Origin of the sequence: Duganella levis, assembly GCF_009857605.1 — a bacterium.
Classification (GTDB): domain Bacteria; phylum Pseudomonadota; class Gammaproteobacteria; order Burkholderiales; family Burkholderiaceae_D; genus Rugamonas; species Rugamonas levis.
The window spans coordinates 1-20,732 of the sequence record NZ_WWCT01000017.1; the positions used below are offsets into that span (position 1 = coordinate 1).

Sequence of the window (20,732 nt, forward strand, 5' to 3'; positions counted from 1 at the left end):
GACGCCGGCCATTGCGGCGGCCGCACCGCGTCCGGCATCGGCGCCAGCGCCGGCTGCCGCGCGTCCGGCCGCACCGAAGAAAACCGCAGCGGCGTCCTCGGGCGCCGACGAGTGGGAAGAGTTTTAAGCTGTACCCGTCGTACCCGCGCACGCGGGTACCCATGCTGAGCATAGGCTCCCGCATACGCGCGAGTGACGGTTGGCATAGTTAGCATGACCTGAGAGGATGTAAGCATATGCCGCAATCAAAAGACACGGTCAAGGAATTTGACTTCAACGCCCGGGACTTCGAACGGGTCCGCGGGCTGATCTACAAACGCGCCGGCATTTCGCTGGCCGACAGCAAGCAGGAGATGGTCTACAGCCGTCTGGCCCGCCGGCTGCGCGCCACCGGCATCGATTCCTTCGCCAAGTACCTGGACGACCTGGAAGCCGGCCGCCTGGGTGAAGAGTGGGAATCGTTCACCAACGCCCTGACCACCAACCTGACCTCGTTCTTCCGCGAAGCGCACCACTTCCCGCTGCTGGCCGACCACGTCAAGGGCAAGCGCGAGCCGCTGACCATCTGGTGTTCCGCCAGCTCCACCGGCGAGGAACCGTACTCGATCGCCATGACGGTGTGCGAAGCGTTCAACACGCTGACGCCGAACGTGCAAATCGTCGCGACTGATATCGATACCAACGTGCTGGCGACCGCCGCCAACGGCGTCTACGGCATGGACCGGCTGGACAAGATGTCGCCTGAACGCCAGCGCCGTTTCTTCCTCAAAGGCAAGGGCGACCGCGAAGGCATGGCACGCGTGCGGCCCGAATTGCGTAATATGATAACGTTCAAGCAGTTGAACTTGTTGGCGGACAGCTGGCCGATCAGCGGCCAGTTCGACGCCATTTTCTGCCGCAACGTGATGATTTACTTTGACAAAGCCACCCAGCGCAAGATTCTGTCGCGCTTCGTGCCGCTGATGAAACCGGATGCGCTGCTGTTTGCAGGGCACTCGGAGAACTTCCTGTATGTCTCGGAGTCGTTGAAACTGCGCGGCAAGACCGTCTACGAATTGGACGATACCGCTGCGGCCCGTAAAGCACCGCAACGCACATGAGAATAAAACATGGACCTCGAACAATTTGCCACGAACGTCTACTTTGACCGCACGTTCGACTGCCAGGCCGCCAAGATCCTGCCCGGTGAGTATTACTTCACCAACAAGGACATGCTGATTGTGACCGTGCTCGGTTCCTGCGTGTCGGCCTGCATCCGCGACCGCGTCACCGGCCTGGGCGGCATGAACCACTTCATGCTGCCGGACGGCGGCGGCGACGGCAGTCCGGTGTCGGCCTCGGCGCGCTACGGCACCTACGCGATGGAGATCCTGATCAATGATTTGCTCAAGGCCGGCGCGCGGCGCGAAAACCTGGAAGCCAAGGTGTTCGGCGGCGGCGCGGTGCTGAAGGGCTTTACCGCCATCAACGTCGGCGAGCGCAACGCCGCCTTCGTGCTGAACTTCCTCAAGGTGGAAAAAATCCGCGTGGTGGCGGAAGATCTGAACGACATCTATCCACGCAAGGTGTATTTCTTCCCGCGCACCGGCAAGGTGTTGGTCAAGAAACTGATGCAGAGCCATAACGATACGTTGGTCAAGCGGGAAATCGAATATGCCAGCCGCCTCAAAGTGGCGCCGGTGGGTGGCGAAATCGATCTGTTTTAAATAACAAGAAAGCCTTTTTATGAAGATCAAAGTCCTGGTGTGCGACGACTCCGCACTGATACGCAGCGTGATGAGCGAGATCATCAACTCGCAACCCGACATGGAAGTGGTGGGCGTGGCGCCCGATCCGCTGGTGGCGCGCGAACTGATCAAGCAAACCAACCCCGACGTGCTGACGCTGGACGTCGAGATGCCGAAGATGGACGGCCTCGACTTCCTGGAAAAACTGATGCGCTTGCGACCGATGCCGGTGTTGATGGTGTCGTCGCTGACCGAGCGCGGCTCGGAAATCACCATGCGCGCGCTGGAGCTGGGCGCGGTCGACTTCGTCACCAAGCCGAAGATCTCGATCCAGGCCGGCATGCGCGAATACACCGAACTGATTACCGACAAGATCCGCGCCGCCTCCAAGGCGCGCGTGCAGGCGCGCCGCCTGCCGCAGCCGGGCGCCGACGGTCATGCGGCCGCGCCGCTGTCGGCCTTGCGCAATCCGCTGCTGTCGTCGGAAAAACTGATCATCATCGGCGCTTCCACCGGCGGCACCGAGGCGATCCGCGAATTCCTGATGCAGATGCCGTCCGACTGCCCCGGCATCCTGATCACCCAGCACATGCCGGAAGGCTTTACCCGCTCGTTCGCCAAGCGGCTCGACTCGCTGTGCAAGATCTCGGTGCAGGAGGCGCAGGGCAATGAGCGCGTGCTGCCGGGCCATGCCTACATCGCGCCCGGCCACTCGCACCTGTACCTGACCCGTAGCGGCGCCAACTACATGACCCGCATCGACCAGGCCGAGCCGGTCAACCGTCACCGGCCATCGGTCGATGTTTTGTTCCGTTCTGCTGCACAAGCCGCCGGTAAGAACGCGGTCGGTGTTATCCTGACTGGCATGGGCAAGGATGGCGCGGCGGGGATGCTGGAGATGCGTAACGCCGGAGCGTATAATTTTGCCCAGGACGAGGCGAGTTGCGTGGTGTTCGGTATGCCGCGCGAGGCGATTGCGGTCGGCGCGGCGCACGAAGTTGGGGCACTGCAGGCACTGCCGGGAATGGTTCTTGGACACCTGGCACAGCATGGTATGCGCGCCTTGCGTGTTTAATCGTGCAACTGTGACGTTTTACTGCTACTTTGTTCGCCTTCAGGCAACGAAAATGCTATCCTACAACTTAATGCCGATGTGGGCACGATTAGTAGGCACTATTAACAACCGCGTAAAGAAACAACGGAGCAATTCATGGCTGATCCAAAGATGAAATTTTTAGTTGTTGACGATTTTTCGACGATGCGCCGCATCGTCCGGAATCTGTTAAAAGAACTGGGTTATGCCAATGTCGACGAGGCAGAAGATGGCGTGATGGCGCTGGCCAAACTGCGCGCCGAATCGTTCGACTTCGTCGTGTCCGACTGGAACATGCCGAACATGGATGGCCTGACGATGTTGCAAAACATTCGTGCCGATCCAGCACTGGCCAAACTGCCAGTACTGATGGTGACCGCCGAGGCGAAAAAGGAAAACATCATTGCGGCGGCTCAAGCCGGCGCCAATGGCTACGTGGTGAAACCATTCACCGCCGCTACGCTGGATGAGAAACTGAACAAGATCTTCGAGAAACTCGGCGCTTGATTTAAGTTTTAAGTGGCTGTGAGCGGCACCCGTACACCCGCACACCGCTGCGGCCAGGGTCTGACCCCGCACGGGGTCAGACCCTTTCGTTTTGGGGTAGTGTGAAAAATCATGCACCAGACTAACTTCATCGTCCGTGAACCCTTGCTCGACCCCAAGCAGCGCGTGGTCGGGTATGAGCTGTGCTGGCAACAGTCCAGCAGCGGCGCGGCGTCCACGCTGGAAGCGCTGGAGTCGCTGGTCGGCTTTGTCGCCAGCCAGGTGGTCGATGAAGATGACGGCTGGCTGCTGCGCGACAAGACCCTGTTCCTGGAAGCGGTGCCGGCCATGCTGTCGACCGATGCGCTGTACGAACTGCCACCGGAACGCACTGTGTTGTCGATCAAGGCTGCCGAGCTGGCCAATCCGGACACGCTGGCGGCGGTGCAGGGCTTGCGTGCCGGCGGCGTCGGTGTGCTGCTGCGTGAAGCCGACCTGACGCGCATCGGCAGCCGTTTGCCGAGCATTGCATCCTATGTAGAAATGCGCTTCTCCGGCGCCGACGTGGCCACCCAGGCCCGCACCTATGCCGGCCTGAAGCAAACCAGCGTGGGCATGATCGCCCGCCCAGTCAGCAACTGGGCCGACTTTGACGCCTGTGCTGCCTTGGGCCTGAACGCCTTCGTTGGCAAACTCCACCTGACACCGCGTCCTACCACCGACAGCAAGGGTCTGAATCCGGCCCAGACCATCATCATGCAGCTGATGCAGATGGTCCGGCAGAACGCCGACATCGCCCAACTGGAGGCAGTGCTGAAGCGCGACGCTACGCTGTCGTACAAGCTGCTGCGCTTCATTAACTCGGCCGGCTTTGGCGCGGGCAGGGAAGTGCAGTCGCTGCGCCAGGCGCTGACCTTGCTGGGCTACCAGCCGCTGTACCGCTGGCTGACCTTGCTGCTGGCAACCGCCAGCACCTCGGGCTATTCGCCGGTATTGCTGGAAACGGCGGTTGTGCGCGGTCGTCTGGCCGAGCTGTTGGCGCAATCGGCGCTGGGCAAGAGCGAGGCGGAAAATGTTTTCGTGGCGGGCATGTTCTCGCTGCTGGACCGGCTGCTCGGTATTCCGATGCAGGAAGTGCTGGCCAACATTCAGCTGTCCGACGATGTGGTGGCGGCGTTGCTGACGCGCAGCGGCAAGTACGGGCCTTATCTGGCGCTGGCCGAGGCCTGCGAACTGAATTCCGACCTGGTGGCCTCGCTGGCCGCGACCCTCAAGCTGAGCCCGCTGGACGTCAACAAGGCGCATCTCTCAGCGCTGGCCTGGGCCCAAAACGTCGCCGCCTGATCTGCCTCAAACACCGCACGCGCAGCCGTTGACGCTCCCGATTGCGCGGCGCATGATGACTCCATCATGAACGCCAATTCCGACAGGGAGTACATCGACAACAAAGTGGGCGACGTCCGCACCGCAGTTGATGATTTACGCGTGGCGATGGCCGAGCGTTTTACAGCCGTTCACGCGCGTTTTGACGCGTTTGGCGCCAAATTTGACGCGATGGACAACAAGATAGAGAGTGCGGTGGAGGTGGCAAAGGCCGAGATTATCAAATGGATAGTCGGCGTGCTTTTCGCGATGATCGGGATGTTCATCGCCATGATAGGTCTCATGGTGAACTTGCTGACACGTCAGCCGCCAGCGCCAGTGCAAGCGCCGGTACCGGCAATCAGCACGCCGTCAGTCATTATCCAGCTGACGCCGCAAGGCGCGACCGTGTTGCCGGCCGCGCCTGCGGGTTCCAAACCTTAAATTTCCAGATTGTCGATCAGGCGGGTCGTGCCCAGTTTGGCGGCGGCCAGCACCACCAGCGGCGTGCCTTGCGCCAGATCGCCGGCGTTTGGCGGTTGCAGATCGCCGCGCTTGCGGATCGAGATGTAATCCGGCTTCCAGCCGCGCTGGGCCAGATCGTCCATCGCCTTGTGCTCCAGCTGGAACACATCCAGATGGCCCGAACGCACCTCATCCGCCACCGCATTCAGCGTCTTGTACAGCGCCGGCGCTTCAGCACGCTCAGTCGCCGACAGATACATATTGCGCGACGACAGCGCCAGGCCATCTTCCGCGCGATATGTCTCGGCCGCAATAATCTCGGTCGGCATGGCAAACTGACGCGACATATTCCGGATGATCATCAGCTGCTGATAATCCTTCTTGCCGAACACCGCCACGCGCGGCTGAACGCATGAGAACAGCTTGGTCACCACCGTGCATACACCGTTGAAGAAGCCCGGACGGAACTCGCCCTCCAGCGTATTGCCAAGGCCATCCGGTGGCTGCACGCGGTACTCCTGCGGCTCCGGATACAGATCCTTCTCGGTCGGCGCAAACAGCACGTACACGCCTTCCTTCTCCAGCTTCTCGACGTCGGCCTGGAAGGTGCGCGGATACTTGTCGAAGTCCTCGTTCGGGCCGAATTGCAGGCGGTTGACGAAGATCGACGCCACCACCGGGTCGCCGTGCTTGCGCGCCAGGCGCATCAGCGACAGGTGGCCTTCATGCAGATTGCCCATGGTCGGGACAAAGGCCGTGCGCAGCTGGCCGCTGAGTTGGTCGCGCAGTTCTTCAATCGAGGTGATGATTTTCATGGTGTAAGCTCATTCGTATGCCGGCTCACGCCGGCGAGTAGGCCAGCCGCACATAAATCGGTGCGAACGGTTCGGCCTGGGTAATTTCAATCAGGGTTTCCTTGGCCAGCTCCAGCAGCGCGACAAAGTTGACCACCACCACCGGCACGCCGCCGGCCACGTCAAACAAATCGGCAAACTCGACAAAGCGAGCCGATTGCAGCCGCCGCAGGATGCCGGTCATGTGCTCGCGCACCGACAGTTCCTCGCGGCTGATCTTGTGATGCTGGGTCAGCTTGGCCCGTTTCATCACATCCAGCCACGCTTGTTGCAGGTCGCTGGCCACCACCTCCGGCCAGGTCGGCACCAGGCTCTGCTCGATGAAGATTTCGGTGCGGGTGAAATCGCGGTCGAGCTGCGGGATGGCGTTGAGGTCGTACGCGGCCAGTTTGATCTGCTCGTATTCCAGCAGACGGCGCACCAGCTCGGCACGCGGATCGTCTGCTTCCACATCAAGGTCGACCTGGCGCTGTGGCAGCAGCATGCGCGATTTGATCTCGATCAGCATGGCCGCCATCAGCAGATACTCGGCCGCCAGCTCCAGGTTGGACAGGCGGATCTGGTCGACATACTTCAGGTATTGCAGCGTCAGCTGCGCCATCGGGATGTCGAGGATGTTGAAGTTCTGCTTGCGGATCAGGTAGAGCAGCAGGTCCAGCGGACCTTCAAACGCGTCGAGGAAAATTTCCAGCGCGTCCGGCGGGATGTACAGGTCGGTGGGCAGCTTGAGCAGCGGCTCACCGTACAGGCGGGCGAGGGCGGAAACTTCGGCTGTGACGGCAACCGCGTCGGCAACCGCAGCGTCCTGTTCCGGCGGCTGCACCTCAGCCGTCTGATCTGGCAACATCCTTGCCGCCCCGCGTGTGCTTAGAGTTTGTTCTGGTAGACGTAAGCTTGTTGCTTGACGGCCGATTCCAGCTGACGCTGTTGCTCATCCAGCGAAACCGGTGGACGATCCCACAGCAGCGCGCGGCCCAGTTGCTGGCCTGCCTCAATACCTGGGTTCTTTTCCTTCAACGCCTTGATGAACAGGGTGTGCTCGGATTCGTACATCGAATGTTGTTTAGAAAGTTTCATATTATCTAAGTGGGTGGATCAGCAACGGCTATTTTACCGCGCCCCGGCGTTGCAAAGCTATTTCTATCGCTTGTGGCGGGCCGGATCGGGTATGCTTCCTGAAGATAATGTTGTACGAATATCAAAAATGACCACGCGCCTCACGTCCAGAACCATCTTCCTGCTGACTTTGCCTCCCTTGCTGTGGGCCGGCAACGCCATCGTCGGCCGGCTGGTGCATGACCAATTGCCGCCAGTGCTACTGAATTTCCTGCGCTGGGGCATCGCTTTCTTCCTGCTGCTGCCACTGGCCGGCCCGGTATTTCGCCGTGACGCCGGCCTGTGGCGACATTGGAAACGCTACGCCATGCTCGGCCTGCTCGGCATCGGCATGTACAACGCGCTGCAATACATGGCGCTGCAAAGCTCGACGCCGATCAACGTCACACTGGTGGCGTCCGGCATGCCGGTGTGGATGATGCTGACCGGCTGGCTGTTCTTTGGCGTGCCGGTCAACCGGCGGCAAGTGGCCGGCGCCGTGCTGTCGATCGCCGGTGTGTTGCTGGTGCTGGCGCGCGGTGAATGGCGGCATGTGCTGGAACTGCGGCTGGTGCCGGGCGACCTGTTCATGATCCTGGCCACCATCGCCTGGTCGTTCTACAGCTGGCTGCTGACCCGCACCACCGAACCGGCCGGCATACGCGCCGACTGGGCCAGCTTCTTGCTGGCGCAGGTGACGTTTGGCGTGCTGTGGTCGGGCGGTTTCGCGCTGGGCGAACAGGCGCTGGGGGCGATTTCGGTGCAGTGGAGCTGGAGCTTGGCGGCGGCGCTGCTGTACGTTTCGACCTGTCCGGCCATCGTCGCCTTCGGCTGCTGGGGCGCGGGCGTGCGGGAGGCGGGGCCGTCGGTCGGCAGTTTCTTCGTTAACCTGACGCCGTTGTTCACGGCCGTGCTGTCGTCGGCCTTCCTCGGCGAAGCGCCGCACGGCTACCATGCCGCTGCATTTGCGCTGATCGTCGGCGGCATCGTGGTCTCCGCCCGGCGCGGCTAGAAAGCTTGACGGAGCGTAACAAGCTCGGTAAAACACCGTTCTAAACTGCAACTCCGTCAACTTCCGGAGTGACAGCATGCCGCCACGTCCCGTTCTTGCTGTGCTGGCAGCGGCGGCCCTGTGCTACACGGCCGCCATGTCATCGCACGCTGCTCCATCACCAGACACCAGCATCCGCGACGCCCTCGCGCCCGGCTTGCTGGGACTGTATGCCACCGACCGCTTCAAGCTCTCCACCGGCCGCTGCCAGGATTGCCTGGCCCCGGAGCAGGCGCTGTGGTACTTCAACGATGACATGATTGCGGTGGCCAAGGCCGACGCTGCCGGCTACGCCCCGCGCCTGCGCGCGCAGGAGGATGTGCAGGCGTGGCTAATCAACGGCAAGGGCCGGCCCAGCGACCAGCCGCCGTCCTTGTTGTGGATCGGCTCGCCGCATGTGGCGGAAGGGCGCTTGCAGGCGGGCGGGCAACTGTCACGCGCCGGCAACGCCGCGCCGCTGGCCGTGACGCTGACGCCGCGCCTGTCGAGCAACCGCGCTTACGTGGACGACAGCAGCGTCGCTTTTTTCTCCGATGGCGATGTCAAGGCGCGCGGTGTGCTGCGCGACGATCACTTTGTGATCCGCACGCTGTGGCCCAAACGCTATGCCATTGATACCGCCGCCGCCAGCCAGCTGTTGGCGCGCGGCGAAACCATCGAAAGCCTGGTGCGCGCAGAGCACGGCGGCGCCCAAGCCAATTTTGCCGTGCGCACGCTGTGGCGCCGCGATGGCGGCATGCAACCGATGCCGCTGGCCGGCAAGCCGGTGCTGGGCTTCATCCTGAACGGTGCGCAAGGCGATGACGATGAGTCCTACGGTGGCCATTTCGCCGTGGCGACCGGCCGCTTCGGCAGCGCCGGCGAGTGGGACGACTGGCTGGTGAATAATTTCTACAGCCTGGCGTCTGTCAGCGAGAAAGGCATCATTGCCGCCACACTGCCCATGGATGCGTATATGGGCGACCTGAACAGCGGCCAGTCCTGGTATCGCCCGTCGTACATGCTGGTGGCGGTGCTGAAGGACGCTCGCGCGCCGGCCTTGTATCAGGAGGCGATCAGCCGGGTGTTCAGTCATTTCTATCGGCAGGATTTTCATTACCGACACGCCAGCACCAACTGTGCCGGCATCAATGTCGAGACGTTGCGCACCTTGGGCTGGCAGATTCCACGCCTGGGTGGCGAAGCGCCGCTGAAGGCTGCGATGGCCTTGCCTTACATGGCGCTCAAGGACGTCAGCCTGGCAAGCGGGCAGAGCGCCTATGACTACCTGAAAACCGAGCGTACCGAGTTGCTGCCTTTTGTGGCGTTCAACACCATCGGTGATGATTTGCTGCGCCGCCTGACCAGCGGTGCGGCCCGCAGCGGGCTGGAGGCGCAACTGGCTGAGGATCTGGAAGCGCTGCTGTTCGTGCGGCTGCCGCAATATCCATCGTCACGCGCGTTCGGCAGCGACCCTGTGTTGTCGTTGCGCGAGTACCAGCAGCGCGCGCCGGCCAACCGCGCGGATTGGAAGATCGTGCCGGTTGCGCCGCGCGCGTTTCCCGCCACCTTCAAAGACCCGGCTGCGCCGCGTGAGCGCCGGCCTGCATCGGCCAAGGCAACCTGGGTTTGGGGCGGCGTTGCGGTGGCGGCGCTCGTGGCGGGCGGCTGGATCGTCACCCGCCGCCGCAAGACGGCTAGCCGGCGGTTGCAGCCTTCAGCGCGTCGATAAACACGCGCACTTTCTGCGGCACGTGCGAGGTGGCGGGGTAGACCGCGTGGATATCGCTTTCCTGCAGCGACCAATCCGGCAGCACGCGCACCAGCCGGCCAGCCGCCACATCGTCCTTGACCGAAAACACGGTGGCGCGCAGCACGCCGTCGCCGCTCAGTGCGGCCGCGCGCGTGGCGTAGGCGGTGTTGGAGGAAAACACGGTGTTCTGCATGCGCACGTGTGCCTGTTTGCCGGCGCCATCACTCAGCGTAAATTGTGTCGGCTGCGCCAGCACCGATAGCGAGACATACGGCAGCGCCGGCAGATCGTCCGGTGTGGCCGGCATGCCGTGGCGGGCGATGAAATCCGGGCTGGCCACCAGCCAGCGCACCAGCGTGTCCACGCGCGTGGCCATGTGGCCGGAGTCGGCCAGCTTGCCCAGCCGCACGGTCACGTCGATGCCCTCGGCGATCAGGTCGATGATGTGGTCGCCGCAGGTAAGGTCGATCTTCAGCGCCGGATAGCGCGCGCGCAGTTGCGCCAGCAGCGGCGATACCACAATCAGCCCATAGTCGATCGGCGAGGCCACCCGCAGCGTACCTTGCAGCTGGTCGCGGCCGCTGCGCGCCTGTTCGATGGCTTGCTCCGCCGCTTGCAGCAGCTGGCGGCTGGCTTCGTAAAACGTGCGTCCGGCTTCGGTCAGGCTTAGCTTGCGCGTCGAGCGCAGCAGCAGGCCAACGCCGATTTCCTGTTCCAGCAGCTGCATATGCTTGCTGACCATGGATTTGGCCAACCCCAGCCGTTCCGCGGCGGCCGTCAGTGAACCGGCCTCCACCACGGCAACAAAGGTGGTCAGGCGGTTCAGGTTAATGGTACTGAGATCTATCATGGCTCGATTGTACACTTTGAGTGGACATTGATTCCGATTTTGTCCGTCTTATCAGCACGATCCGCGCTCTTTATACTGGCTCCATCATCAACTTACCAAGGACGCATCATGAAACTGTACGGCATTCCTCTTTCCGGCCACACCCACCGCGCGCAACTGTTCCTGGGCGTGCTGAACCTGCCTCATGAATTCGTCTCGGTCAACCTCGGTGCGGGCGAGCACAAGCAACAGCCTTTCCTGTCGCTCAACGCGTTCGGCGAAATTCCAGTGTTGCAGGACGGTGATGTGACGCTGGCCGATTCCAACGCCATCCTGGTCTACCTGGCCTCCAAATACGACGACACCGGCCGCTGGCTGCCGCGCGATCCTCTGGCCGCCGCCAACGTTCAGCGCTGGCTGTCGGCCGCTGCCGGCAAGATCGCCTACGGCCCGGCCGCCGCCCGCCTGGTCACGGTGTTCAACGCGCCACGCGACCACGAAGTCGCCAAGGACATCGCCGCCCGTCTGTTCGACGTGATGGAGCAGGAACTGCAAGGCCGCCGCTGGCTGGTGGGTGAGCACGCCAGCATTGCCGATATCGCCGGCTACAGCTACGTCGCCCACGCACCGGAAGGCGGCGTCTCGCTCAAACCGTATCCGAATATTCGCGCCTGGCTGGACAATGTGCGCGCACTGCCGGGCTTCGTGGCCATGCCTGCCACCAAGGCCGGCCTCGCCCCCGAGGAGGTGTAATCATGAATGCCGCTGCCTCTCCATTCCACGCCGGTGAACTGGCGATCCAGGAACGCGTCGGTGTGCGCGAACAAATGGCCGGTGCAGCGGCATTCATTCGCGACCACATGCCGGCCCAGCATCGCGAATTCTTCCAGTCGCTACCGTTCTTCTTCCTCGGCGCGCTGGACGAGGCCGGGCAGCCTTGGGCGACCATGCTGGCGGCCGATGCCGGCTTCATCGTGTCGCCGGATGCGCGCACACTGGATATCAACGGCGGTATGCTGCCGGGCGATCCGCTGCAAGGCCAGTTGCATGCCGGCGCGCACGTCGGCGGGCTGGGGCTGGAGCCGACCACGCGCCGCCGCAACCGCGTCAATGGCGAGATCGTGTCGACTGATAACGGCGTGCTGCGCATCGCCATCACGCAGAGCTTCGGCAACTGCCCGCAGTACATCCATCACCGCCAGCACAGCCCGGCGCCGGATGATGGCCACGCCGTCGAAGTTCTGCGCTCCGACAAGCTGAGCGACGCTGACCGGGCGCTGATCGCCCGTGCCGATACCTTCTTCATCGCCAGCGCCAATATGGCGTCCGATGCAGGGCGGGGCCGTGGCGTGGATGTGTCGCATCGCGGCGGCCGGCCCGGCTTTGTGCGGGTGGACGACGATCACACGCTGACCTCGCCTGAGTTCGTCGGCAACTACTTCTTCAACACTATGGGCAATTTGCTGACGTCGCCCCGCGCCGGCCTATTGTTCATCGACTTTGAGCGCGGCGACATGCTGCATCTGGCGGTGGAAGCGGAGATCATCTGGGATGGCCCGCAGTTGCAGGCCTTTGTCGGCGCTGAAAAGCTGCTGCGTTTCCATGTGCGCGAGGTGGTGCGCAATGTCGGCGCGCTGCCGTTCCGCTGGACTGCGCCGCAGCCGGCCGCACAAGTGGCGCGCACCGGCAACTGGACCGAGGCGGACAGTGTGCAGTCCGCTGCCGCGCTGGTCAAAGGCTGGCGCTCGTTTGCCGTGGCCGATGTGGTGATGGAGAGTGATGGCGTGCGCTCGTTCTATCTGGCGCCGGCGGACGGCGCCGGCGTCGCGCCGCATATGTCGGGCCAGTTCATCTCGCTGCGCGTGCCTGCGTGGGCGGACGAGGGCGTTGCATCGCAGATCCGCAGCTATACGATTTCCGACGCGCCGAACGGCCGCCAGTACCGCATCAGCGTCAAGCGCGACGGCCTGGTGTCGTCGTGGTTGCATCAGCATCTGGCGCCGGGCGCGTTGATCGAGCTGATGGGACCGGGCGGTGAGTTTACTTTTGAAGAAGGCATGCAGCGGCCGGTGGTGATGCTGTCGGCCGGCATCGGCGTCACGCCGATGATCTCCATGCTGAATGGCTTGCTGGTGAACGGCAGTCGCACACGGCACAAACATCCGATCTGGTTCATCCACGGCGCGCGCAGCCGCAGCGAACATGCGTTTGCCGCGCACCTCGACGGGCTGGCGGAGGGACACAACAATTTGCATCTGCACACGCGCTATAGCAGCCAGGACGGGCATATCGACATGGCGATGCTGAAGGAGTTGCTGCCGTTTGACGACTATGACTTTTACCTGTGCGGACCGGCCGCTTTCATGCAGGCGATGTACGACGGCTTGCGCAAGTTGAACGTGGCCGATGCGCGCATTCGCTTCGAAGCGTTCGGCCCGGCCAGCGTGCGGCGCGATGCGGGCCGGGACACACAGGCCGTCACGGAGCCGGCCAGCGGACCGGTAGAGGTACGCTTCGAGCGCTCGGGTATGAATGCAACCTGGGACGGCACGCACGGCAGCCTGCTGGAATTGGCCGAGGCCAGCGGCGTGGAAGCGCCATCCGGCTGCCGCTCGGGCTTGTGCGGATCATGCGCAACCGGGCTGGCAGGCGGCGACGTCAGCTATACACGTAGCTGCGGCACCGAGCCGGAAGCCGGCCAGGTGCTGCTGTGTTCCGTCGTGCCACGCGCCGGTAGCGGCGCGCTTACGCTGGCGCTGTAAATCAGCCGCGTTTCGACTTCACGTTCTTGTCTTCACATGGCGCGTGAGCCGGGGCGGTTGCGCCGCCGTCGGTGGCCGCAGTATTGCAATCGACCTTGTTCTTATCGCGCTGCATCTGCTTGCGCTCCTTGGCGGTTTTGGCCGGCGCGGTGTTCTGCATATTGGAGTTGTTCTGCATCGTGGTTGCCTGCTGTTCGCCGCTGGTAGCCGAACTCTGGCCTGCCGTCGGCGTGCCGGTGTTGCTGGTGCCCGAGGTTTGTGCCATGGCGGCGGTGCTCAGGCAGGCGGCGGCGATCAACGCGATTACTTTGCTGTTCATGGTGTTCTCCATTACTCAGGTTCAAGAGGTTTGATTGTTTCATGCCAAACACGGCGGACATGTAGGAGTCTGCCTTGTGTTGCGGTCGGACTAGGACCGGCTTTTCACGTCTGGATTGGGCGTGGTCGGCGCGGCATGGGGTGCCGATGCCTTGCCGTTCGACTTGCCGCAACCTGCGGTTTTCGCCTTGCCGGCCTTGGCATGCGTTTCGACGTTTTCGCCGCCGCTGGCCTCGGTTCCGCCTGACATATTGCTACAGGCGGACGCACTGGATTTTTTCGCTGGCGCTGCTTTGCCATCGCCAGTTTTGACAGATGGATCGGGATCTGCCTGGTGCGCCCACACCGGGGCGCCCAGGCAGCCTGCCATCAGATAGAGGGCGAGCGCGCGCTTCATGGTCGCACCTGGCCAGGCTGGGTGCTGTTGTTACATGCCACGCTAGGGGCCGTGTCCACGCGGCTGCTAGTGGTCAGCGGCGGCGCGCCGGTAGTCGCGCTGCTTGTTGCGCTGCCGCAATTCACAGTACTGCCGTTGCGATTGGTGTTGCTCAGGTTGCTATTGTTGAGATTGTTGCTATTGAGATTGCTATTGGGGCTGTTGAGGTTGTTGCTATTGAGGTTGCTGTTCGGCGTGGTCGGCGTATTTAGCGTATTGGGCGGGTTGCTGAGCGTGCTGCGGCTCGGATTCAGCGGCAATGCGTTGGGATTTTGCGTGCCGGCCGGCTGCATGGTGGTAGGCCGCGTGGCCGTGCCGGTAGCGGTTTGGCCGGTCTGACCAGGGGTAGTGGTCTGGGCGGTGGCGGCGAAGCTGAAACCGGCGGCTGCGATCAGTGCGATAAATTTGCTGTTCATGTCGTGCTCCTCGAATACAAGTCGATGAGCAGTCATTCTTTCATGCGAGCCCGGGTGCACACGTAGGACACACGCCCGCACGCCTGTCAGTGTCGCAGCAGACGTCGCATCACCAGCGGTGCTGGTTCCAGCGGATTGGCGTGGGAATATTCCAGCTCTTCCGCTAGTTCAAACTCGTAGGCAGCGTAGAAATCGATCAGTTTGGGCTGGTCGGCGCGCACCGCCAGCCGCACTTCCTGCACGCCGGACGTCAATCCATGATGGATCACCGCCTCCAGCAAGTGCTGCGACAGATTAGTGCCGCGATGCCCGGGCAGCACGCCCATGCGGCACACTTCCCACACGTCCTGTTCCGAATCCAGCGGCAGCCAGCGCACCGAGCCGATCGCCTGATTGTCGACCTCCAAAACAAAACCGCCGCCATCGCGCAGATGTTCTGCAACGATGACGGCGGTTTCGCGGTGGCCGCTGGAGGTGACGCTGACCTTGCCGGCCCACGCAGCGCGCGTGAGCTCGGCGATCAGTCTGGCATCTTCCGTTGTTGCTTCGCGCACACGCAGGTTCATGCCTTAGCCCTTAACTGATGCGCATGCCTGGCTCGGCGCCCGGCCATGGATTCAGGATGTAGATACCCGGCTTGGTTTTCTCATCCACCGCCGAGGCGGCCATGACCATGCCTTCCGACACGCCAAACTTCATCTTACGCGGCGCCAGGTTGGCCACCAGCACGGTCAGCTTGCCGATCAGGTCTTCCGGCTGGTACATCGACTTGATGCCGGAGAACACGTTGCGCAGGCGGCCTTCGCCGGCGTCCAGCGTCAGGCGCAGCAGCTTGTCCGAGCCTTCCACGTGTTCGCAGTTGACGATCTTGGCGATGCGCAGGTCGACCTTGAAGAAGTCGTCCACCGAGATTTCCGGGGCGATCACTTCGATGCCGGTTTCGGTCACAGCGACTGCCGGCGCGGCCTTGGCCTTGGCTGGCTTTTCGGCCTTGACGGCAGGGGCGGCGGCTTGTGCGGCGGCGCCTTGTGGCGCGTCGAACAGGTCCTCAATCATCTTGGCGTCAACGCGGGTCATCAGGTGCGTGTAGGCGCCGATGGTGCGGCCCAGCAGCGCGCTCGATACCACGCCGCTGGCGACGTCGGTATCAGCCCACACCAGTTGCTCGTCGTTGAGAAACTTGGCGACATTGGCGGCGACGCCCGGCAGCACCGGCGACAGCAGCAAGGTCAGCTGGCGGAACAGGATCAGCGCGGTGGTGCAGACGTCGTGCAGCTCGGCCAGTTTGGTTTCATCCTTGGCCAGAATCCATGGCTTGTTCTCGTCCACGTACTGGTTGGTGATGTCGGCGATTTCCATGATTTCGCGCAGCGCCTTGCCGAACTCGCGTGCCTCGAAATTGGCGGCGATGTTGGCCTGGCGCTCGACGCCTTCCGGCGTTACCAGTGCGCGCTTGATCCATTCCTGCGCGTTGGTGGACAAGCTGTCGGCCAGCTTGCCGTCAAATTTCTTGGCGATGAAGCCGGCGCAGCGCGAGGCGATGTTGACGTACTTGCCGATCAGGTCCGAATTGACGCGGGCCACGAAGTCGTCGCCGGTGAAGTCCAGGTCTTCCACTTTGGAGTTCAGCTTGAAGGCGATGTAGTAGCGCAGCCACTCCGGATTCATGCCCAGGTTCAGGTAGCGCAGCGGCGAGATGCCGGTGCCGCGCGACTTGGACATTTTTTCGTTGTTGACGGTCAGGTGACCGTGCACCGCCACGCGCATGCGCTCGACGGTCGGCAGGCCCGAGAACTTCAGCATCGCCGGCCAGAACAGCAGGTGGAACGACACGATGTCCTTGCCGATGAAGTGGATCTGCTCGGTATTCGAATCGCGCAGGAACGCCTCGTAGTCCAGGCCCTTCTTGTCGAAGTAGTTTTTCAGCGAGGCCAGATAGCCGACCGGTGCGTCCAGCCAGACGTAGAAGTACTTGCCCGGCGCGTCAGGGATCGGGATGCCGAAGTACGGCGCATCACGCGAGATATCCCAGTCGGCCAGCTTTTCGCCGGCTTCGCCCAGCCATTCGGAGACCTTGTTGACCATTTCTGGCTGCAAACGGCCAGGCGTGTTCAGCCAGGCCTTGAGGAACTCGTAGCAGCGCGGGTCGGACAGCTTGAAGAAATACTGTTCCGAATCCTTCAGCACCGGCGTGGCGTTGGTGAACACCGAGAACGGGTTGATCAGTTCGGTCGGCTGGTAGGCGGCGCCGCAGACTTCGCAGTTGTCGCCGTACTGGTCCTTGGCGTGGCACACCGGGCACTCGCCCTTGATGTTACGGTCGGCCAGGAACATGCCCTTAACCGGGTCGTAGAAGCGCGGCACGATTTTGGTCTGGATCAGGCCGGCATCGCGCAGCTTGCGGTAGATGCCTTGCGACAGTTCGACGTTTTCCGGCGAATCGGTCGAGTACCAGTTATCGAAAGCGATGTGGAAACCGTCCAGATACTGGGCGCGGCCGGCGGCGATCTTGGCCACGAACTGCTGCGGCGTGATGCCTTCCTTCTCGGCGGCGATCATGATCGGCGTGCCGTGGGTATCATCGGCGCCCACAAAATGCACCTCGCGCGCCACACCGTTGTCGCGCTGCATTCGCTGGAAGCGTACCCAAATGTCGGCCTGGATGTACTCCATCATGTGGCCAATATGGAAAGCGGCGTTAGCGTAGGGCAGGGCAGTGGTGACGAACAGCTTGCGGGTCATGGTTTGTTGCACTTTGTGGATGGAAAGGGCTCATTTTAACAGCGGATGCGGCACTTGCGCAGGTTGCGCTAGAATGGCGGCATATTTAACGGAGAGTTACATGAGCATTGCAGTAGAAGACGTCAAGGCCGCCCTGTCCAAAATTGTTGATCCAAACACAACGAAGGACTTCATAACGGGTAAAGCCGTCAAGAATTTAAAGGTCGATGGCAGCGATATTTCGCTCGATATCGAACTGGGCTACCCAGCCAAAAGCCAGATCGACGGCATCCGCGCCAGCGTCATCGCCGGCCTGAAGACCCTGCCGGGCGTGGGCAACATCAGCGTCAGCGTGTACACCAAGATTCTCGCGCACACCGTGCAGCGCGGCCTGAAGCCGATGGTCAATGTCAAAAACATCATTGCCGTGGCTTCGGGCAAGGGCGGCGTCGGTAAATCGACCACCGCCGTCAACCTGGCGCTGGCGCTGTCCGCCGAAGGCGCGTCGGTTGGTCTGCTGGATGCCGATATCTACGGCCCATCGCAGCCGATGATGCTGGGTGTTAAAGGTCGTCCGGAAACCAAGGATGGCAAATCGATGGAGCCGCTGGAGAACTACGGCGTGCAAGTGTCGTCGATCGGCTTCCTGATCGATCAGGACGAGCCGATGGTATGGCGCGGCCCGATGGTCACCCAGGCGCTGCAACAGCTGCTGGAACAAACCAACTGGCGCGATCTGGACTACCTGATTGTCGACATGCCGCCAGGCACCGGCGACATCCAGCTGACCCTGTCGCAAAAAGTGCCGGTCACCGGCGCGATCATCGTCACCACGCCGCAGGACATCGCGCTGCTGGACGCGCGCAAGGGCCTGAAGATGTTCGAAAAGGTCGGCATTCCGATCCTGGGCATCGTGGAAAACATGAGCGTGCACATCTGCACCAACTGCGGTCATGCTGAAGAAATCTTCGGTCACGGCGGCGGCGAGAAGATGTGCAAGGACTTCCACGTCGACTTCCTTGGCGCGCTGCCGCTGACCATGGCGATCCGCGAGCAGGCTGACGCCGGCAAGCCGACCGTGGTCGCCGATCCGGACGGCCAGGTCGCGGCTATCTATAAGGCGATCGCCCGCAAGGTAGCAATCCAGGTGTCGGACAAAGCCAAGGACATGACCAGCAAGTTCCCGACCATCGTCGTTAAAAACGACTAAACAGGAGCGTCATTATGATGAAATCGGTATTGGCGGCGGGCTTGCTGGCGATCAGCGCTGCGGCGTTTGCGCAGCAGTCTGTGTCGTTTGTCGAGCCGGCCAATGGCGCTACCGTGAGCAGCCCGTTCAAGGTCAAGTTTGCGGTGGCCGGCATGGACGTCAAGCCTGCCGGCGACATGACCGCCAATACCGGACATCATCATTTGCTGATCAACGCCGCGCCAATCAAGGCCGGCGAAGTGATTCCCATGGATGACAAGCACATCCACTTCGGCAAGGGTCAGACCGAAACCGAACTGACGCTGCCGCCGGGGAATTACACCTTGACCATGCAGTTTGCCAACGGCCTGCACCAGGCTTACGGCCCCGGCATGAACAAGGAAATCAAAGTCACCGTCAAGTAGTTACTTGTGCAGCGTGATGCCGATGGTTGTGCCGTCGGCCGGTAGCGTGAAGCGCGCCGCTTCAAATTTTGGCGGTCCGAACTTGCCTTCGGCGTTGTTGCTGAAGCCGGTGGGCTCGGACGGAATGCCGAACATCATGGTATCCATCTTGCCGTTGCCGTTGACGTCCTGGAACAGCGCGATCGCGTAGTCTCCGGGCGGCAGGTCGTCCAGCTTGACCTGCATGGCCGCATCGCCTGCAGGCACTGTCAGCCTCTTCATCGACTTGCGCAGGAATTGCTCGCTGTTGTTATAGACGGCGACCACCAGCGTGCCCTTGCCGGGAACGACGTCTTTCAGATCCAGCGTCACCGTGGCCGCCTGTGAGGCGGTCGCCATGGCGGCCAGCGCCACCGCTGCCATGCCGGTGCGCGCCGTCCGGCCCCAGAAATAGGCCAACAGCATCAGGAACACCATCATCATCACGCCCTGCGTCAGGCCGACCAGCGCGCGTTCCCCTTGCAGGAAAGGCACGCGCACGAATGCTTCGTTGATCAGGCCGCCGATCAGCTGGTAGTAGCTGAAGACGATGGCGGTCAGGTGGATGCGTAGCCAGTAACGCCCCGGTTTGCGCCAGCGCGCGCTGGCAAAGGCGATCGCCAGGCTGGCGAGCGTGGCCAGCGCCAGCACGTGGAACACATTGAAGCCGCCCAGCTGATAGATGCAGAGCGCGCTCACGTTCACGAAAGTCATGGCGTATATATAGCGCAGGCCGTCGCGCCGGTGCGTGGCGCCGCCTTTGGCGCGCCACAGCAGCACGCCGCCGATTGCCAGCGCGTAGAAACAGGCCAGGGTGTGCAGCCAGCCGATCAAAGTCATGTGCATGATGTTCCTCTCAGGTCAGGTGATCACATATCCAGCAATGCGCGCAGTTGTGCCACGTGGTGGCGGTAGGCGGCGCGGCCGGCAGGGGTGGTGCGGATGCGGGTCAGCGGTTTTTTGCCGACGATTTGCTTGTCGATCTCGACATAACCGGCGCGCACCAGCGTTTCCAGATGCGCGCCGAGGTTGCCGTCGCTGGCGTTGACCAGCGACTTCAGGCGGACAAATTCAATCCATTCGTCTTTCTTCAGGGTATGCAGCGCCGTCATCATGCGCAGCCGCGTGCTTTGGTGTATGACTTCGTCGAGGCCGTCCATTGCCATCGTCCTCAGCGCGCGTGGCGCATCCAGGTGCCGCCCAGCAGCAGGCCGCCGCCGGCCGCCACTGCCATGATCAGCTCGTACCATGGGCTGTGAAGCAGATAAGCGGTCAGGCTGATGGCAATCACCAGTCCGCCCAGTATGGTCCAGCGCAGGCCGAACCACAGGCCGTGCAGCATGTAGGCGCTCATCGCCAGGCAAGTCCAGAACACTTCAATGCTGCGTCCGCGTGGGCCGATCAGTATGGAGACGATGATGCCGAACCCCAGCAGGATGCCGCCGGCCCATGCCAGCCGCCGGTCGTCCTGTTGCTGCTTGTCGCCGCCGCTCTCGCGCCAGCGCAGCAGGAGGCTGCCGATAAAGCCTGCGAGGTCGCAGATCATCCAGATCTTGCCGGCGCTACCAGGCAGCCAGTAGCAAGCCAGGTGGGCGACGATCCACACCACGCCCCACAGTTGCACGATCGGCCCCTTGCGCCAGTAGCCCAGGTATTGCTCGCTGCGTTGCTGTGTTTCTTCAATCTCCGCGAGGAGGTCGCGCGCCATTTGCTGATTCATGATGATCCATAGAGTACTCTGTAATGCAGAGTA

At 62.3% G+C, this 20,732-nt stretch carries 24 protein-coding genes; 12 read left to right on the top strand and 12 right to left on the bottom strand.

The window, feature by feature from the left end; translation table 11 throughout:
* Positions 1-236: 236 nt before the first annotated feature.
* The 6 genes from GTP69_RS19335 to GTP69_RS19360 all read left to right on the top strand — a co-directional run bounded on the left by GTP69_RS19335 (position 237) and on the right by GTP69_RS19360 (position 5,112).
* The gene (locus tag GTP69_RS19335; protein ID WP_110848814.1) at positions 237-1,100 is read left to right on the top strand and encodes a CheR family methyltransferase; all 864 of its coding nucleotides are present in this window, start codon (positions 237-239) and stop codon (positions 1,098-1,100) included.
* A gap of 9 nt (positions 1,101-1,109) precedes the next feature.
* The gene (gene cheD, locus GTP69_RS19340; RefSeq protein ID WP_110848813.1) at positions 1,110-1,706 is read left to right on the top strand and encodes a chemoreceptor glutamine deamidase CheD; all 597 of its coding nucleotides are present in this window, start codon (positions 1,110-1,112) and stop codon (positions 1,704-1,706) included.
* 19 nt (positions 1,707-1,725) lie between these two features.
* Entirely contained in the window at positions 1,726-2,802 is a 1,077-nt protein-coding gene (locus GTP69_RS19345; RefSeq protein ID WP_161056393.1) for a protein-glutamate methylesterase/protein-glutamine glutaminase, read from the top strand.
* Positions 2,803-2,937: 135 nt separating this feature from the next.
* Positions 2,938-3,327: a chemotaxis response regulator CheY gene (gene cheY, locus GTP69_RS19350; RefSeq protein ID WP_008450066.1), complete on the top strand. Its 390-nt coding sequence runs from the start codon at positions 2,938-2,940 to the stop codon at positions 3,325-3,327.
* Between the two features lie 111 nt (positions 3,328-3,438).
* Entirely contained in the window at positions 3,439-4,650 is a 1,212-nt protein-coding gene (locus tag GTP69_RS19355) for an EAL and HDOD domain-containing protein (RefSeq protein WP_161056394.1), read from the top strand.
* Between the two features lie 66 nt (positions 4,651-4,716).
* The gene (locus tag GTP69_RS19360; RefSeq protein WP_161056395.1) at positions 4,717-5,112 is read left to right on the top strand and encodes a hypothetical protein; all 396 of its coding nucleotides are present in this window, start codon (positions 4,717-4,719) and stop codon (positions 5,110-5,112) included.
* On the opposite strand, the gene panC is transcribed toward GTP69_RS19360, so the two are convergent.
* From panC to GTP69_RS19375, 3 genes are read right to left on the bottom strand one after another with little or no spacing between them, the layout of a single operon-like run.
* Positions 5,109-5,948 carry a pantoate--beta-alanine ligase gene (gene panC / locus GTP69_RS19365; RefSeq protein WP_161056396.1) on the bottom strand — a complete coding sequence of 280 codons (840 nt, stop codon included), beginning with the start codon at positions 5,946-5,948 and terminating at the stop codon, positions 5,109-5,111. The two genes, GTP69_RS19360 and panC, sit on opposite strands and share 4 nt — an antisense overlap.
* 25 nt (positions 5,949-5,973) lie before the next feature.
* The gene (locus GTP69_RS19370; protein ID WP_110848808.1) at positions 5,974-6,834 is read right to left on the bottom strand and encodes a segregation and condensation protein A; all 861 of its coding nucleotides are present in this window, start codon (positions 6,832-6,834) and stop codon (positions 5,974-5,976) included.
* Positions 6,835-6,854: 20 nt separating this feature from the next.
* Positions 6,855-7,064 (bottom strand): DUF3460 family protein, encoded by a 210-nt coding sequence (locus GTP69_RS19375; protein WP_110848807.1) that lies wholly within the window; start codon positions 7,062-7,064, stop codon positions 6,855-6,857.
* 127 nt (positions 7,065-7,191) lie between these two features.
* Here GTP69_RS19375 and GTP69_RS19380 point away from each other — a divergent pair, with 127 nt between their 5' ends.
* Together GTP69_RS19380 and GTP69_RS19385 are read left to right on the top strand one after the other, a co-directional pair.
* On the top strand, positions 7,192-8,094 hold the full coding sequence (locus GTP69_RS19380; RefSeq protein WP_161056397.1) for a DMT family transporter: 903 nt from the start codon (positions 7,192-7,194) through the stop codon (positions 8,092-8,094).
* Between the two features lie 76 nt (positions 8,095-8,170).
* On the top strand, positions 8,171-9,844 hold the full coding sequence (locus GTP69_RS19385; RefSeq protein WP_202424494.1) for a hypothetical protein: 1,674 nt from the start codon (positions 8,171-8,173) through the stop codon (positions 9,842-9,844).
* On the opposite strand, the gene GTP69_RS19390 is transcribed toward GTP69_RS19385, so the two are convergent.
* Positions 9,810-10,715 (bottom strand): LysR family transcriptional regulator, encoded by a 906-nt coding sequence (locus GTP69_RS19390; RefSeq protein ID WP_161056398.1) that lies wholly within the window; start codon positions 10,713-10,715, stop codon positions 9,810-9,812. The two genes, GTP69_RS19385 and GTP69_RS19390, sit on opposite strands and share 35 nt — an antisense overlap.
* A gap of 108 nt (positions 10,716-10,823) precedes the next feature.
* Here GTP69_RS19390 and GTP69_RS19395 point away from each other — a divergent pair, with 108 nt between their 5' ends.
* Positions 10,824-11,447 carry a glutathione S-transferase family protein gene (locus tag GTP69_RS19395; protein WP_161056399.1) on the top strand — a complete coding sequence of 208 codons (624 nt, stop codon included), beginning with the start codon at positions 10,824-10,826 and terminating at the stop codon, positions 11,445-11,447.
* Positions 11,448-11,449: 2 nt separating this feature from the next.
* On the top strand, positions 11,450-13,456 hold the full coding sequence (locus GTP69_RS19400) for a 2Fe-2S iron-sulfur cluster-binding protein (RefSeq protein ID WP_161056400.1): 2,007 nt from the start codon (positions 11,450-11,452) through the stop codon (positions 13,454-13,456).
* 1 nt (position 13,457) lies between these two features.
* Here GTP69_RS19400 and GTP69_RS19405 read toward each other — a convergent pair whose 3' ends face one another.
* The 5 genes from GTP69_RS19405 to metG all read right to left on the bottom strand — a co-directional run bounded on the left by GTP69_RS19405 (position 13,458) and on the right by metG (position 17,368).
* The gene (locus GTP69_RS19405; RefSeq protein WP_161056401.1) at positions 13,458-13,775 is read right to left on the bottom strand and encodes a hypothetical protein; all 318 of its coding nucleotides are present in this window, start codon (positions 13,773-13,775) and stop codon (positions 13,458-13,460) included.
* Positions 13,776-13,865: 90 nt separating this feature from the next.
* Complete coding sequence (locus GTP69_RS19410) at positions 13,866-14,171, bottom strand: hypothetical protein (protein WP_161056402.1); 306 nt, start codon at positions 14,169-14,171, stop codon at positions 13,866-13,868.
* Complete coding sequence (locus tag GTP69_RS19415) at positions 14,168-14,626, bottom strand: hypothetical protein (RefSeq protein ID WP_161056403.1); 459 nt, start codon at positions 14,624-14,626, stop codon at positions 14,168-14,170. The genes GTP69_RS19410 and GTP69_RS19415 overlap by 4 nt, the downstream gene beginning before the upstream one ends.
* 86 nt (positions 14,627-14,712) lie before the next feature.
* Entirely contained in the window at positions 14,713-15,192 is a 480-nt protein-coding gene (locus GTP69_RS19420; protein WP_161056404.1) for a GNAT family N-acetyltransferase, read from the bottom strand.
* Between the two features lie 10 nt (positions 15,193-15,202).
* Positions 15,203-17,368 (bottom strand): methionine--tRNA ligase, encoded by a 2,166-nt coding sequence (gene metG / locus GTP69_RS19425; protein ID WP_161056405.1) that lies wholly within the window; start codon positions 17,366-17,368, stop codon positions 15,203-15,205.
* 100 nt (positions 17,369-17,468) lie between these two features.
* Between metG and apbC the strand changes: the two genes are divergently transcribed.
* Both apbC and GTP69_RS19435 read left to right on the top strand, forming a co-directional pair.
* Positions 17,469-18,557: an iron-sulfur cluster carrier protein ApbC gene (gene apbC / locus GTP69_RS19430; RefSeq protein WP_161056406.1), complete on the top strand. Its 1,089-nt coding sequence runs from the start codon at positions 17,469-17,471 to the stop codon at positions 18,555-18,557.
* A 14-nt stretch (positions 18,558-18,571) separates the two neighbouring features.
* On the top strand, positions 18,572-18,961 hold the full coding sequence (locus tag GTP69_RS19435; protein ID WP_161056407.1) for a DUF4399 domain-containing protein: 390 nt from the start codon (positions 18,572-18,574) through the stop codon (positions 18,959-18,961).
* Here the strand turns inward: GTP69_RS19435 and GTP69_RS31115 are convergent, their stop codons facing one another.
* The 3 genes from GTP69_RS31115 to GTP69_RS19450 are packed head-to-tail and all read right to left on the bottom strand — an operon-like array spanning position 18,962 to position 20,699.
* Positions 18,962-19,825, bottom strand: coding sequence for a DUF2141 domain-containing protein (locus GTP69_RS31115; RefSeq protein ID WP_202424495.1), 864 nt, complete (start codon positions 19,823-19,825; stop codon positions 18,962-18,964). It abuts the gene before it with no gap.
* A 23-nt stretch (positions 19,826-19,848) separates the two neighbouring features.
* A complete protein-coding gene (locus tag GTP69_RS19445; RefSeq protein WP_161056408.1) occupies positions 19,849-20,139 on the bottom strand; it encodes a transcriptional regulator in 291 nt (96 codons plus the stop codon).
* A gap of 11 nt (positions 20,140-20,150) precedes the next feature.
* Positions 20,151-20,699 carry a hypothetical protein gene (locus GTP69_RS19450; RefSeq protein WP_161056409.1) on the bottom strand — a complete coding sequence of 183 codons (549 nt, stop codon included), beginning with the start codon at positions 20,697-20,699 and terminating at the stop codon, positions 20,151-20,153.
* Positions 20,700-20,732: the final 33 nt, after the last annotated feature.